General features: G+C 70.7%; 14 protein-coding genes. 4 read left to right on the top strand and 10 right to left on the bottom strand.

What is annotated here, in order from left to right:
• Nucleotides 1-4: 4 nt before the first annotated feature.
• The 8 genes from IE255_RS09365 to IE255_RS09330 form a co-directional block, all read right to left on the bottom strand.
• Nucleotides 5-412: a hypothetical protein gene (locus IE255_RS09365; RefSeq protein ID WP_190049721.1), complete on the bottom strand. Its 408-nt coding sequence runs from the start codon at nt 410-412 to the stop codon at nt 5-7.
• Nucleotides 413-512: 100 nt separating this feature from the next.
• Complete coding sequence (locus IE255_RS09360; protein ID WP_190049720.1) at nt 513-1286, bottom strand: LamG-like jellyroll fold domain-containing protein; 774 nt, start codon at nt 1284-1286, stop codon at nt 513-515.
• 59 nt (nt 1287-1345) lie between these two features.
• Nucleotides 1346-1984, bottom strand: coding sequence for a Uma2 family endonuclease (locus tag IE255_RS09355; RefSeq protein WP_190049719.1), 639 nt, complete (start codon nt 1982-1984; stop codon nt 1346-1348).
• A 151-nt stretch (nt 1985-2135) separates the two neighbouring features.
• Nucleotides 2136-2915, bottom strand: coding sequence for a succinate dehydrogenase iron-sulfur subunit (locus IE255_RS09350; RefSeq protein WP_190049718.1), 780 nt, complete (start codon nt 2913-2915; stop codon nt 2136-2138).
• Nucleotides 2915-4669, bottom strand: coding sequence for a succinate dehydrogenase flavoprotein subunit (sdhA, locus tag IE255_RS09345; RefSeq protein WP_190049717.1), 1755 nt, complete (start codon nt 4667-4669; stop codon nt 2915-2917). Before sdhA ends, IE255_RS09350 begins: the two co-directional genes overlap by 1 nt.
• 19 nt (nt 4670-4688) lie before the next feature.
• On the bottom strand, nt 4689-5171 hold the full coding sequence (locus IE255_RS09340; protein ID WP_190049716.1) for a succinate dehydrogenase hydrophobic membrane anchor subunit: 483 nt from the start codon (nt 5169-5171) through the stop codon (nt 4689-4691).
• A gap of 5 nt (nt 5172-5176) precedes the next feature.
• Complete coding sequence (sdhC, locus tag IE255_RS09335; protein ID WP_037670267.1) at nt 5177-5557, bottom strand: succinate dehydrogenase, cytochrome b556 subunit; 381 nt, start codon at nt 5555-5557, stop codon at nt 5177-5179.
• A gap of 221 nt (nt 5558-5778) precedes the next feature.
• On the bottom strand, nt 5779-6252 hold the full coding sequence (locus IE255_RS09330; protein ID WP_190049715.1) for a 2-oxo-4-hydroxy-4-carboxy-5-ureidoimidazoline decarboxylase: 474 nt from the start codon (nt 6250-6252) through the stop codon (nt 5779-5781).
• A gap of 290 nt (nt 6253-6542) precedes the next feature.
• On the opposite strand from IE255_RS09330, the gene IE255_RS09325 reads away from it, so the two are divergent.
• From IE255_RS09325 to IE255_RS09310, 4 genes are all read left to right on the top strand, one after another.
• Nucleotides 6543-8138 (top strand): beta-N-acetylhexosaminidase, encoded by a 1596-nt coding sequence (locus IE255_RS09325; RefSeq protein ID WP_190050093.1) that lies wholly within the window; start codon nt 6543-6545, stop codon nt 8136-8138.
• Between the two features lie 96 nt (nt 8139-8234).
• Nucleotides 8235-8741, top strand: coding sequence for a hypothetical protein (locus IE255_RS09320; protein ID WP_190049714.1), 507 nt, complete (start codon nt 8235-8237; stop codon nt 8739-8741).
• A 108-nt stretch (nt 8742-8849) separates the two neighbouring features.
• Nucleotides 8850-9404, top strand: coding sequence for a hypothetical protein (locus IE255_RS09315; protein WP_190049713.1), 555 nt, complete (start codon nt 8850-8852; stop codon nt 9402-9404).
• Nucleotides 9405-9558: 154 nt separating this feature from the next.
• The gene (locus tag IE255_RS09310; RefSeq protein WP_190049712.1) at nt 9559-9954 is read left to right on the top strand and encodes a hypothetical protein; all 396 of its coding nucleotides are present in this window, start codon (nt 9559-9561) and stop codon (nt 9952-9954) included.
• A 2-nt stretch (nt 9955-9956) separates the two neighbouring features.
• Here the strand turns inward: IE255_RS09310 and IE255_RS09305 are convergent, their stop codons facing one another.
• Both IE255_RS09305 and IE255_RS09300 read right to left on the bottom strand, forming a co-directional pair.
• Entirely contained in the window at nt 9957-11123 is a 1167-nt protein-coding gene (locus IE255_RS09305; protein ID WP_190049711.1) for an N-acetylmuramoyl-L-alanine amidase, read from the bottom strand.
• A 179-nt stretch (nt 11124-11302) separates the two neighbouring features.
• Complete coding sequence (locus IE255_RS09300; RefSeq protein ID WP_190049710.1) at nt 11303-13975, bottom strand: N-acetylmuramoyl-L-alanine amidase; 2673 nt, start codon at nt 13973-13975, stop codon at nt 11303-11305.
• Between the last annotated feature and the right edge of the window lie 161 nt (nt 13976-14136).

Below are 14136 nucleotides of genomic sequence, written 5' to 3'. Positions count from 1 at the left end.
CCGCTCAGGCCTGCGCCGACGGGGCGACCCAGCCCTGCGGCGGCACCGGCGGCACCTGCTCCCGCTCCATGGTCCCGCGCCGCCGGATCCGGTTCAGCACGTAGACGTTGGCCAGGTGCATCACGCCGAGCACGAGCAGCACCACGCCGAGCTTGGTCGACAGGGCCTCGAAGACACCGCGCGTGTCGGTGATGGTCTCGTCACCGCTCAGGTACAGCGCGACGAACCCGAGGTTGACGAGGTAGAAGCCGACCACCAGGAGGTGGTTGACGGCGTCGGCGAGCTTCTCGTTGCCGTGCAGCACGTCGGCGAGGAAGACCCTCCCGTTCCGGCTGAGCGTGCGGGCCACCCAGATGGTCAGCCCGACGCTGACCACCAGGTAGATGACATAGGCGACGACCGTACGGTCCATTGCCCCACCCTTCTTGAACGCGTTCAAAACGCTGTCGAGAGAGACTCTAGACCCCTTTTTGAACATGTTCAACACATGGCTGCCGATCATGCCGGCCTGTTCAGGCCCCGCAGCCGCCCACCCGCCGGGTGCTCAGCGCGATGTCGTCCATGCGGACGTCGTAGGAGGACGGGCTGGGGTCGGCCTGGTAGAGCTGCCAGCCCAACTTCAGCTCGTCGAACGCCGGGAAGACGAACGGGTCCGACGTGCCGCCGTGGTGGTGGGTGGAGACCGTCAGGTCGGGCTGTTCGACGCCGTCGAAGTAGACGGTGACGCGGTTGTCAGTGGCGTCCAGGTGGAATTCGACGCACTGCCACTCACCGGGACGCGCGGGCGCCGAGGTCTTCCAGGCCGTCCAGTCGCCCGTGGGGCCGAGGTCCGAGCCGACACCCCAGAAGTTGCCCTGGTCGGTGGGGGCGTACTGGCCGCCCAGTGGGCGGACCAGGGTCGGGGAGTCTGGGCCGGAGGCCTCCGCGAGGGTCCAGTGCGCCCAGTCGGGGGCCGTGGGGAAGGCGTCCACGCGGAGGCGCAGGCGGGCCCAGAAGCTGTTGCCGGGCGGGGCGAGGCCGGGGAAGACGAGGAAGGCGTGGCCGTTGCCCTCGGTGCGGATGCGGAGTTCGCGGCCGTGACCGGCGGAGCTGGGGGCGACGGTGAGGGCGCCGTCGGACGTGTCGGTGGTCCAGCCGGGACCCGTGGTGACCGGGCCGAGGGGGAGGCGGTTGAAGTTCTCCCGCTCGAAGACGGGGGAGGGTGTTGCCGAGACTGTGGGGGATGCCGTGAGCAGCGCGGATGTCGTGGCCAGGAGCGCGGCGGCGGCCCTTCTGAGGTATGCCATGCGGGCAGTCTGGCCACGGGAGTCCCAGACGTGACTGGCGCCGAGCCCTGAGTGGCCGGTCAGGTTCCGTTTCTGTCCGGATCGGGTCGGTCGACCTTTTTCGCTTGGCCTGCCTTCAAGATCTCCGCAACGTCCAAGGTGACCTTGGCGCCGAGGGAGTCGGGAAGGGAGACGATCTCGCCGGGGGCGTGCGGGCGGTGGTTCTCGTACGTGTCCCCGACGGGGTCGGTGAGGACGTGGAGGCGCTCGTGCTTACGGTCGACGATGACATACACGGGGACCTTCGCCTCCGCGTACGCGGTGACCTTGGTACGCAGGTCCGTCCGGTAGTTGCTGGAGGTGACCTCCAGGACCAGGCGGAAGCAGACGGGGTCGTAGCAGTTGTTCTCGATGAGGTGGTCCCGGTAGTCGGCGTCCACCAGGGACAGGTCCGGGATCGCGTAGTCCTCCGCCCCGGTCGGCAACCAGAGGCCGATGCCCTGGATCAGTCGTGACTCCGTCCCGTGGAGGCCGGCCGCGATGAAAGGCAGCGTCAGGTCGGTCATGACATCGCCGTGAGGGCCGTCGGGAGGTGGGGACACGAGGATCTGGCCTCCGATGATCTCGACTCGGTAGCCCGGGTTGCGCTCCATGAGCCGGTTGGCCTCCGCGATCAGCGGACGCTTTCCGTAAGGCCGCTCGACGGCTGCAGCGGACATCAGGTGCCTCCCGTGGCTGGTGTCGAGACCATCATCGTAGGCCGGACGACGTCTGTGCGTCCTTCACGGTCGCGTTCACCCGATGGTGTGGCATATGCCAGAGGGCCCCGTCTCCAGCGGAGACAGGGCCCTCGTCGGCAAGGGGACGTCCTCAGTAGCGGCGCGTGATCAGCGCCCTCTTCACCTCGGCGATCGCCTTCGTGACCTCGATGCCGCGCGGGCACGCGTCCGTGCAGTTGAAGGTCGTGCGGCAGCGCCACACGCCGTCGCGGTCGTTGAGGATCTCCAGGCGCTGCTCGCCCGCCTCGTCGCGCGAGTCGAAGATGAAGCGGTGCGCGTTGACGATGGCGGCCGGGCCGAAGTACTGGCCGTCGTTCCAGAAGACCGGGCACGACGTGGTGCAGGCCGCGCAGAGGATGCACTTCGTGGTGTCGTCGAAGCGCTCGCGGTCCTCGGCGGTCTGGAGACGCTCGCGCGTGGGCTCGTTCGTGTCCTTCGTGATGAGGAAGGGCATGACGTCCCGGTACGCCTGGAAGAACGGCTCCATGTCCACGACCAGGTCCTTCAGGACCGTGAGGCCCTTGATGGCCTCGACCGTGATCGGCTTCTCGGGGTTGATGTCCTTGATCAGCGTCTTGCAGGCGAGACGGTTCTTGCCGTTGATCCGCATGGCGTCCGAGCCGCAGATGCCGTGCGCGCAGGAGCGGCGGAACGTCAGCGTGCCGTCGAGCTCCCACTTGATCTTGTGGAGGGCGTCGAGGACGCGCTCCTTCGGGTCGATCTCGACCTGGAAGTCCTCCCAGGTGGCATCCGCCGCGACCTCCGGGTTGAAGCGGCGGACCCGGAAGGTGACCGTGATGTAGGGGGAGTCGGCGAAACCGGGCTCGGGCTTGCCGGCCGCGTCTTCCTTGTCCAGAACAGGGGTAGCCATCAGTACTTACGCTCCATCGGCTGGTAGCGGGTCTGGACGACCGGCTTGTAGTCGAGACGGACGGTTTCGGAGCCGTCGGCGCCGACCTCGCGGTACGCCATGGTGTGCCGCATGAAGTTGACGTCGTCGCGGTTCGGGTAGTCCTCGCGGTAGTGACCGCCGCGGGACTCCTTGCGGGCGAGCGCGGAGACCGCCATGACCTCGGCGAGGTCGAGCAGGTTGCCCAGCTCGATGGCCTCCAGCAGGTCCGTGTTGAACCGCTTGCCCTTGTCCTGGATCGCCACGTTCCGGTAGCGCTCGCGCAGCTCCGCGATCTTCTCGACCGCCGTCTTGATGGTCTGCTCGGTGCGGAACACCATGACGTTGGCGTCCATGGTCTCCTGCAGCTCGCGCCGCAGGACCGACACCCGCTCGGCGCCGGTGGAGTTGCGCAGCCGCTCCACCTGCTCCAGCACGAGCTCCGCCGGGTTCTCCGGCAGCTCGACGAAGTCCGCCTTCTGCGCGTACTCCGCGGCGGCGATGCCCGCGCGCTTGCCGAAGACGTTGATGTCCAGCAGCGAGTTGGTGCCGAGGCGGTTGGCGCCGTGCACGGACACGCAGGCGACCTCGCCGGCCGCGTACAGGCCCGGGACGACCGTGGTGTTGTCCGCCAGGACCTCGCCCTCGACGTTCGTCGGGATGCCGCCCATCGCGTAGTGCGCGGTGGGCTGGATCGGGATCGGGTCCGTGTACGGCTCGATGCCGAGGTACGTACGGGCGAACTCCGTGATGTCAGGCAGCTTGGCGTCCAGCTGCTCCGGCGGGAGGTGCGTCAGGTCGAGGTAGACGTGGTCGCCCTCGGGGCCGCAGCCGCGGCCTTCGCGGATCTCCGTGTAGATGGAGCGGGAGACCACGTCACGGGACGCGAGGTCCTTCATCACCGGCGCGTACTTCTCCATGAAGCGCTCGCCGTCCTTGTTGCGGAGGATGCCGCCCTCACCGCGGGCGCCCTCCGTCAGCAGGATGCCCATGCGCCAGATGCCGGTCGGGTGGAACTGGAAGAACTCCATGTCCTCCAGCGGGATGCCCCGCCGGTACACGGCCGCCTGGCCGTCGCCGGTCAGCGTGTGCGCGTTGGACGTCACCTTGAAGAACTTGCCGCAGCCGCCGGACGCGTAGACCACGGACTTCGCCTGGAAGACGTGGATCTCGCCGGTCGCCAACTCGTACGCCACGACACCGGCCGACTTCTTGACGCCGTCGACCTCGGTGATCAGCTGGTCCAGGACGTAGAACTCGTTGAAGAACTCCACGCCCTCCTTGACGCAGTTCTGGTACAGCGTCTGGAGGATCATGTGGCCGGTGCGGTCGGCCGCGTAGCAGGAGCGGCGGACCGGGGCCTCGCCGTGGTTGCGGCTGTGACCGCCGAAGCGGCGCTGGTCGATCGTGCCGTTCGGGGTGCGGTTGAACGGCAGGCCCATCTTCTCCAGGTCGAGGACGGAGTCGATGGCCTCCTTCGCCAGGATCTCGGCGGCGTCCTGGTCGACCAGGTAGTCACCGCCCTTGACCGTGTCGAAGGTGTGCCACTCCCAGTTGTCCTCCTCCACGTTGGCGAGCGCGGCGGCCATGCCGCCCTGCGCGGCGCCCGTGTGGGAGCGGGTGGGGTAGAGCTTGGTGAGCACGGCGGTGCGGCTGCGCTTCGTCGACTCGATGGCGGCGCGCATACCGGCGCCACCGGCGCCGACGATGACGGTGTCGTACTTGTGGATCTTCATGATTCTCGCAGCCCCGTGCCTAGCGGATGTTCGGGTCGAAGGTGAAGATCACCAGCGTGCCCAGCAGGATGGTGAACACCGTGGCGGTGTAGAGCAGGCCCTTGAGCCACAGCCGGGTGTTCGCGCGCTCCGCGTAGTCGTTGATGACCGTGCGCAGGCCGTTGGCGCCGTGCAGCATGGCGAGCCACAGCATCAGCAGGTCCCAGACCTGCCAGAACGGGGACGCCCAGCGGCCCGCCACGAAGGCGAAGCCGATCTTGGAGACGCCGCCGTCCAGCACGAGCTGGATCAGCAGGTGGCCGAGGACCAGCACGACCAGCACGACACCCGACAGGCGCATGAACAGCCAGGCGGCCAGCTCGAAGTTGCCCCGGGTGGTCTTCGGGGTCTTCTTGGTGCGCTTGCGCGGGGCCTCGATGAGGGGCGCCGGGTTGTCGACGGTGTAGACGGCGCCGCCCTCGACGGGGCCGACGCCCGCAGCGGTCTTCTCAGTCGTGGACATTGGCGTCAGCTCCCGAACAGTTCACGAGCGGCGTGGCCGAGGACGGGGTAGATCGCCCCGAGCATCAGCACGACCCAGAGGGCGACGACGGTCCAGAGCATCTGCTTCTGGTAGCGCGCGCCCTTGATCCAGAAGTCGACGGCGATGACGCGCAGACCGTTGAGCGCGTGGAAGAGGATGGCGGCGACGAGGCCGTACTCCAGCAGCGCGACGATCGGCGTCTTGTACGTGGCCACGACCTTGTCGTAGGCCTCGGGCGACACACGGACGAGTGCGGTGTCCAGCACGTGAACGAACAGGAAGAAGAAAATGAGGACGCCGGTGACTCGGTGAGCCACCCAGGACCACATTCCTTCCCGGCCGCGGTACAGCGTTCCAGCCGGCACGGAAGTTTCCTCCGGGAGCGGGGATTGGGGCCGCGCCGGCTTGGTGTGTCGGTCGGGCCCGGCCGGGTACGGTCCACCGGCCCCCAGCATCGTAGCGAGGCGCTGCCGCCGGGCTGCGCCGGGGTCCCAGGGTGTGATCAAACTGGCATGCAAAGGGGTACAGGTGGGTTAGCGCGGCCAAGGGGTGTGGGGGTGCCGCCTGGACTGCCGGGTGCGGGCCGTCAGTGGTTGATCGCGCAGTTCCCCGCGCCCCTGAGGGCGGTCAGCAGACGCCCCCTCGCGAGGTGCCGGAGTTCGTCCGCCGTCACGGCCCGCTCCTCTTCCGGATCGTTCGTCAATCGTGACCGGATGGCTTCCAGGATGCGGTCGAGGACCTCGTCCGGGGCCACGCCGTCCAGGCAGATGACGAACACGTGTCCGAAACGGGCCTCGTAGGCGGCTTGGGCCGCGCTGAGGGCTGTGTGGGCCGCGGAGTAGGTGCCCGGCGGGAGCGTGGGTAGGGGCTCGGCGGCCAGGGCCTCGGTCAGGTCGGCCCAGGTCAGGTCGTAGGCCGCCTCGTCCGCGGCGGCGAGCAGGGACTCGAGGTCCGGGTAGGGGCGGTGCTCCGCGACACGCCCGGCCCAGCGCGGGCTGCGGAGGCAGCTGAGGAGCGTCTGCTCCAGATCCTCGGCGGAGGCTGTGTTGAAGTGCTCCACCGGTATGCCGAGTCGGCCGGGGAGGTCTGGGAGACGGTGCGCAGGCAGCGTGGGTCCTCGTGGGCGTCACGTGTGTCGGCAGGGCATGTTGTGAGAGTTGTGACGTCACGCTATCGAGTACGACCATGACGTGTCCGACGGATGCCCGAATTTCACCCGGGAGAGAGAGTTTTCGCACGCGTGGTGGACGCGCGCCGGGCGAGGGCGGGTCTTAGGTTGGCGATGTGAGTCAGCACAGGCGCCGGGTTCCGGCGAAGCAGGGAAAGCAGCGGCAGTTGCTGGTCGTGGCCATGGCGGTAGCCCTGGTCGTGATCGCCGCCGGGGTGAGTCTCGGGCTCTGGGCGGCCTCGGGCGGTGAGGGCGGCGCCACCGGGCCGGAGGCCAGAGCCTCCCGGGGCGGGGTCGCGGCCGCGCCCACCGAGCCGGGCACGAGCCCCAGCCCGAGTCCGACCCGCTCGTATCCCCTGTCCGAGGCGCCCCGCACCATCCCCGCCGTGCGCGACCACACCCCGGCGCGCGGCCCGGGCTGGCGGCCCGAGAAGGGCAACCGCGTGGTCGTGGACGACCCGGCGCTGGCCGACGAGGGGCGGCTGATCGCCGGTGAGCTGGGGCTGACGTACCAGGGCGAGAAGAGCGACAAGCGGGCCGGGGACCTGCGGCTGAGCCTGAACGACGACAAGGGCGCGAACCCGGAGTCGTACGTCATGACCGTGCGCGACGGGCGCGTCGAGATCAGCGGGCCCGCCGACGCGGGCGTCTTCTACGGCACCCGCACGCTCAAGCAGGAGGCGCACGACGGCGGGACGGCGCCCGAGGGCGTGGTGCGGGACGAGCCGGCCAAGGCGCAGCGCGGGTTGATGCTGGACATCGCGCGCAAGAACTTCACGGCCGGCTGGATCGAGGACCGGATCCGGGAACTGGGCGATCTGAAGTTCAACCAGCTGGGGCTGCACTTCTCCGACGACCAGGGGTTCCGGATCGCCTCCGACACCCATCCTGAGGTCGTGTCCCAGCAGCACCTGACCAAGGCGCAGGTGCGCAGGATCGTCGACCTCGCGGAGAGCCGGCACATCACCGTCGTGCCCGAGATCGACTCGCCCGGGCACCTCGGCGCGGTCCTGGACGCCCACCCCGACCTCCAGCTGCGCAGCGCGCAGGGGTCGCCGGTGCAGGGCGCCATCGACATCTCCAAGCCCGAGAGCGCCGAGATCGTCGACGACCTGCTGAACGAGTACGCGGACCTCTTCCCCGGCGGGTCCTGGCACCTCGGCGGCGACGAGTACCAGGCGCTGACCCGCTCGAACCCGGAGGCGTCGTTCCCGCAGCTGGCCGCGGCCGCCCGGGAGAAGTACGGCTCCGGCGCGACGGTCGCCGACCTCGCCACCGGCTGGCTCAACGACCGGGCCGCCACCGTCCGCGAGCACCAGCGCACCCCGCGCGCGTGGAACGACGGCTTCTTCCGCGGCGGGTCCGTCCAGGCAGACAAGGACATCCAGGTCGCTTACTGGACCGGCAAGGAGATCGGCGCCCGGCAGCCCGCGGAGTACCTGAGCGCGGGCCGCAAGGTGATCAACTACAACGACGAGTTCCTGTACTACGTGCTCGGCGAGCCGCAGACCTTCGTCTACCCGACGGGGCAGCGGATCTACGAGCAGTGGACACCGCGGGTGCTGCGCGGCACCGCGGCCGTGCCGGAGCGCTACGACGGGCAGATCCTCGGCGGGTCCTTCGCCGTCTGGTGCGACCTCGCGAACTCCCAGACGCAGGACCAGGTGGCGGCCGGGATCCGGATGCCGCTGCGGGCGACCGTCCAGAAGCTGTGGGACCCCGACCGGCCCGAGCTGTCCTGGGCGGAGTTCCGGGCACTGGCGGACAGGCTCGGCTGACCCGGTACGCGTTGGCCCATACGGCTGCGCACTCCCGTACGGCTGTGGTGGTCTTCTGACGGGAGCCGAATCGAATATGCCGGGGGGAACCGGGACATGGGTTACTGGGGATACTTCGTCGTGGGCCGGGGGGAGCGGCCGCTCGCCGAGCTGGACGCGCTGGCGGGGGCCGGGGGCGGCCTGACGCGGCGTGAGGCGGCGCCGGGCGGGTGGCAGCTCTGGGAGTACCCGAGCGGCGACGGCGACATCGGGAACATGAACGTCCTCGCCCGGGAGACCGGGGCGCCCGCGCTCTTCGGCTACGTCATGAACAGCGAGTGCGTCGTGCTGGAGGCGGCGGCGCCTGAGAGCGGGGCGTGGACGACCTGCCTCGGGCGGGCCGCCATGGCCGGGTATCTCGGGGCCGACCGCGAGGGCCTCACGCTGGAGGACTACTTCCTGGAACCCGGCGACGCCGCCGAGCGAGCCGTCCGCTGGGCCGCCGAGGCCGGGCACGAGGTGAACGCCGACGCCCTGGTGGACGTACTGACTTCAGACCCCGATCCCCTGGCCGAAAACCTCTTGTTCCGCTTCCTCGACAGACTGGGCGTGGTGCCCCTGTGACACTCCGGGGCCGTCGCACGCAGTAAGGGGAAGTGCGGGTTCCGTGAGGGGTGAGGGCTGGCAGCGGCCTGGTGGGCCCCTGAAGAAGGCCCGCGGAGGGAGGCGTGGATGAGCCTGGTGGAGTTGATCGCACAGGCCGACGAACGCGGGCTGGCCGCGAGCGGGCTGGCCTGTTTGGATCGGTGTGTGCCCCTGCTGGGCGGCGACGACGAGATCCTGCGCCCCCTGTGGGCGAGCCTCACCGACGGCGCCGGCGCCGGTGAGTGGGGCGAACGGCTGGAGCAGGCGCGCGGGAAGCTGGACGTCGCGGGCGCCGAGGACGAGGCGGCCCTGCTCGCCCACCGCATGCTCGAGGCCGCTCCCGCCGGGTGGGCCGCCGCCGAGGTGCGGTTGTGGGCCGACGCCTGCTCCGTCGCCTCCCTCCAGATCCACCGCCTCCTCGACACCGCCGAGGACGAGGCCTCGTCCGTCGCCGCGCGCCGCGAGGGGCGTACGGAGGGCATGTCGCCGCTCGTCGCCGCGGAACTGCGTCGCCAGATCGTCGTCCTGGAGGTCCTCGCCGGGCACGGCTCGGCCGGGCTGCGCCGGGCCCTGGAAGTGTCGACGGAGGGGCGGCGGGTGCTGCGCGCGGTGGTGTCGCGCCGAATCCGGAAACAGGGCTGAAAACGGGACAGCCGACGCCTCTGACCGGCCCAAACCCCGTTTCCTGGAAGGGTCTTGTGACCGTCCCTTGAGCGAGGTGGGGCGGTCCTGCGCGGGTTGCGGGAAGCCCCCGGATCCGGGTGACGAAACGCTTCGCCACAGCGCTCTTCAGGGTGTGACGACTCGAGCGGAGACCAGGCCGTCGGCGGCGGCGAAGCCGCTGCGGTGGGCGGCGGACGCGGTGGCGACGATGCGCGAGGGAGCACGGCTGCGCCTCGACTACTCGGCGCAGAGCCTGTGGAGCATCGACCGGATGATCGAGGGGATACGGGGGGAGGGGGCGCCGTTGGCGGCCGTGGAGGAGGTGCTGCGTGGCTTCGGCGCCTACGCCGGTGAGGTGATGGCACGTCAGACCGGGGCCGAGTGGTGGGCGAGCGGCGGCGACCACTGGATCCGCACCCCCGACGGGCGCCTGTGGGACCCGATCGACGAGGCCCGCCGCTGCTACGCCGGGAACGGATCGCTGCGGCTGCTGTGCCGGGACGCGGTGCACTCCGCGCCCCGGCGGTAGGTTCAGCGGCCGAGCACGCCCTCGGTCCAGGGCTCGCTCGGCTCCGAAGCGGGCTCGGTGGGCTTGCCGGCGTTCCCGGCGAGGGCGCGGATCTCGGGCAGGTCGTCGTAGAGGTGCTGGCCGGGGCAGGCGGTCGGGTAGCCGTCGCGGTGGCCGGAGATGCGGTGCAGCGTGACCTTCTGGCCCAGCTTGTACTTGCCGTTGTCGGCACCGGCGGTCAGCACGGTCGTCCCGGTCGGGTCGAGGCCGTACAGGCCGAGCTTCCAGGCCGCGACCTTGGCGACCGACTCGCGCGCCGCGGTGCTGGTGGTGGCCGTCGTGTAGTCGCCGAGCACCGAGATGCTGCTGGTGGCGGTGTTGAACCCGTAGGTGTGCGCGCCGAGGACGGGCTTGTCGATGCCGCCCGCGCGGCCCTCGAAGACCGTGCCGCACTTGTCGACGAGGAAGTGGTAGCCGATGTCGTTCCAGCCGTTGCTCCGCACGTGGTAGAGGAAAACGCCGCGCACGATCGACGCCGACTCCTCGCAGGCGTAGTCGTTGGTGCCCGCGGTGTGGTGGACGAACATCGCCTGGGTGTCGGTGGTGTAGGTGGGCGGGTCCTTGACCAGGGACTCGTCGGCGCCCCAGGCGGAACGGGGCGTCACGGCGGGACGGTCGGCGGCGGGCGCTCCGGCGGCCGGTGCGACGACGTCCGGTTCGACGACCTCGGTGTGCACGCCGTCCGGCCCGCTCTCGGGGTCGACCAGGTCGACGCGCAGTCCGGCGGGCAGCCGCGAGCCCGCGACGCGCACCTGGACGCCGTCCGAGGGCCCGGTCCACAACGGCTGGGTGCCGCCGCGCACTCCGGCGCGGTGGCGGTCGGGGCCGGTCTCGGGCGTCCGCACGTCGGTGTCCAGGGCCCGCCACGCGCTCCACTCGCCGCTCGCGCGGGAGCGGGTGCGCACCTGCGCGGTGCCGTCGAGGGCCGCGTCCGGGTCGTCCCAGGTGATCCCGACCATGCTGAACGGCTCGGTGGTGCGCGGCGCGAGGGACCGCTCGTGCGGATCACCGCCCGGCACCCGGAGGGTGTGCACTCCGTCGGAGGAGGAGGCCAGGGCCGGTCCGGCGGGGCCGAGGGCGCCGAGGGCCAGGGCCGTGGCGACGGCGGTGCGCAGCAGAAGGCGTGTCATTCGGTGCTCGTTTCCGGTCCACGTGCGGGGCGGCGAAATGTCGTGATCGTCATTCCCGCCCGCCGAGCCGTCCGTTCGCCCGGCCGGAGAAATCCGGCGAACGGAGGACGGCCCGCGGGACGCGGCAGGGGCCCCGCGCGGTGCACGGGGCCCCTGTTCTCAACCGCGCTGACGAGTCGTCACGGCGTCAGCGTCTGGCCCAGCTGGGCGTCCGTCGGCGTGCCCAGCGTGGACTTGCTGAAGATGACCGAGTCGGCGTAGCCGAGGCCGGTGCTGTTGCTCGGCAGGTGCAGCAGGATGCCGTCCGTGCCGTCCTCGCCCGCCGCGCCGAACGTCAGGTCCGCGCGCCCGTAGCCGGACAGGTCCGTCAGCGACACCGCCGAGCCCATGATGTCCCCGCTCTCGGAGACCCCCGGGACGCCGGAGGTGTCCTGCGAGACGGCGATCGAGCCGGAGCCGGTGAGACCCGAGGAGGTGCCCTTCAGCAGGACCGCGTTGCCCGCGTTGACCTGGTTCGCACCGTCGCGCGGCCAGTCCTCGTTCGGGACGCCCACGAGTGCGTCCGCGTAGCCGTCGGCGTTGTGGTCGCCGACCGAGACGGAGCTGCCGAAGGCGTCGCCGGACTCGTTGCCGCCGGGCACGTACGCCGTGTCCTGGTGGACGACCCTCATGCCGGTCGTGGTGAATCCGGTGGAGGTGCCCAGGAGCATGGTGACCTGGCCGGCGGCGGAGCCGCCCGACTCGGAGGCGTACGGCTGGCCGATGACGATGTCGTCGTAGCCGTTGCCGTTGACGTCACCGGCCGCGAGGGACCGGCCGCCCTTGACGGAGAGGACGCCCGCCTTGGTCAGGCCGGTCGCCGAGCCCGCGAAGCGGACCACGCGGCCGATGCCGCCGGTGTCGCGGTAGTTGAGGGCGATGTCCGCGTAGCCGTCCCGGTTGAAGTCGCCGGCCGCGGCGTCGAGGAAGGACACGGACCCGGTGGCCGTGGTGAGCGTGCCGTACCCGGTGGCGCCGCCGGTCAGCCGGGCGTTCCAGTTGCCGCCCTTGCCGGTGCCGGCGGAGAAGACATCCGCCCTGCCGTCGCCGTTGAAGTCGCCGACGGCGACGGTGGAGCCGAGCTTCGCACCGGTGGAGGTGACGCCGGACGTGCTGTAGGAGAAGCCCGAGTCGAGGCCGGGGCCGTACAGGACCGTGACCGCGCCGCGGTCGGCGTGGCCGCTGGTGTCGTCCTCGCCGGGAGCGCCCACGGCCAGGTCGGCGTAGCCGTCGCCGTTCACGTCGCCCCACGCCGTCGAGGTGCCGAAGTTGTCGCCGCCCTCGGAGGTGCCGGGGACGCCGGAGCTGTTCTGGGTGAGGGTGCGCCTCGCGGAGGTGACCGGGCCGTCGATGCCGCCCGGGACGACGGTCAGGGTGCCGACGCCGCCGGACACCCTGGGCGTGCCCGCGACGAGGTCGCTGATGCCGTCGCGGTTGTAGTCCGAGGTGGCCAGGGCGTGCGAGATGCCCGGGGTCTTGGCGAGCGAGGCGAGCTGGGAGAGCTTCGGGTAGAGGTTCTTGCCCGGGCAGGCGGTGTAGTTGGTGTCCTTGTGTCCGAACACCCGCGGCAGCGTGACCGACTGGCCCTTGGGGATCTTGTTGCCGTCGACGTTCTGGTCCACACCGGAGGTCAGGGTCACCTTGCCGGTCGGGTCGATGCCGTACATCCCGAACTTCCAGGCGACGATCCGCGCCATCGCGTCGAGCGCGGCGCGGCTCGGCTGGGCCGTCTCGAAGTTGCCCAGGTAGGAGATGCCGACCGTGTCGGTGTTGAAGCCGACGTCGTGCGCGCCCGTCACCGGCAGGTCCATGCCGCCGCTGCGGCCCTCGAAGATCTGGCCGCACCTGTCGACGAGGAAGTTGTAGCCGATGTCGTAGTAGCCGCGCGCGAAGTGCTCCTGCTGGATGGAGCGCAGCCGGGCGCGGGACTGGCCGCAGGACAGGGTGTTGTCGCTGTCCATGCCGGTGTGGTGGATGACGGCGGCCTTGATCTGGGTGCCGTAGGCCGGTGTGCCGTCGTAGTCCGTGGAGGCGCCCCATTCGGCCTGCGTGATGACCGGCGGCCTGACGACCGTGGAGGGGCGGGGCGCGGGGACCGTGGAGGTCGGGGAGGGGGAGGTGGATGCGGTGGGGGAGGCCGTGTCGCTGGGAGTGCCGGTCGGGGCGGGCGTCCCGGGGGGAGCTGCGGTCTCGGTCGGCGTGGCGCTCTCGGTGGGGGCCGTCGGCTCGGTCGTCGCAGGGACAGGGGTCTCCTCGGCGTACGCCGCGGGCCGGATGCCGCCCTTCGGGTCGGTGCCGGGGTCGAGCAGCTTCACGTCCATGCCGGCGGGCTGGCCGCCCGCCTCCGTGCCGTCCGCGTTCACGACGCGCACCTCGACACCGTCCGCGTCGCCGGTCCACAGGGACTCGGTGCCGCCGCGCAGTGCGGCCCGCTCGCGCTCCGCGCCGTCCGCCTGGCCCGGCTCGGCCGACAGCTTCTGCCAGCCGGACCACCGCCGGCTCTCCAGACCCCTGGTCCGCACCTCGGCCGTGCCCCGGACCCGGGCGTCGGGGTCGTCCCAGGTCACCAGCACCGCGCTGAACCGGTCCGTGTCCTGCTTGGCCAGCCCCTTGCGCCCGGATCCCTTGTCCTTGAGCTTCACAGTGTGGACGGACGGCTTGCGGCTCTGGGACCCGCCGTCGGATCCGCCCGGCGGATCGGCCGTCGCGTAGGTGACCACCCCCGCTCCGCTCAGGACGACGGCACCGACCGTCAGCCACGCCTGTCTCTTCAGACTGAGCGGTTTGTACGCGCGCGTGCTCCGAGGACTCAAGACCCCACCCCTGAAATGGACACATCGGCACCTGCTGTCACAGCTGCCACTCACTCAGCGCACAGCTATGGCCAGACGTCACGCGGTCGTGCCGCTGCTGTGCGGAATGCGAACCGGGCGGGCCGTGCTCGGAGGCGATCTCCCGCCCGCTGTGACACTTC

The organism is Streptomyces lomondensis, assembly GCF_014651035.1.
Classification (GTDB): domain Bacteria; phylum Actinomycetota; class Actinomycetes; order Streptomycetales; family Streptomycetaceae; genus Streptomyces; species Streptomyces lomondensis.
Note: the sequence above shows the minus strand (reverse complement) of the source record. Positions and strands in the feature narration are given on the sequence as shown.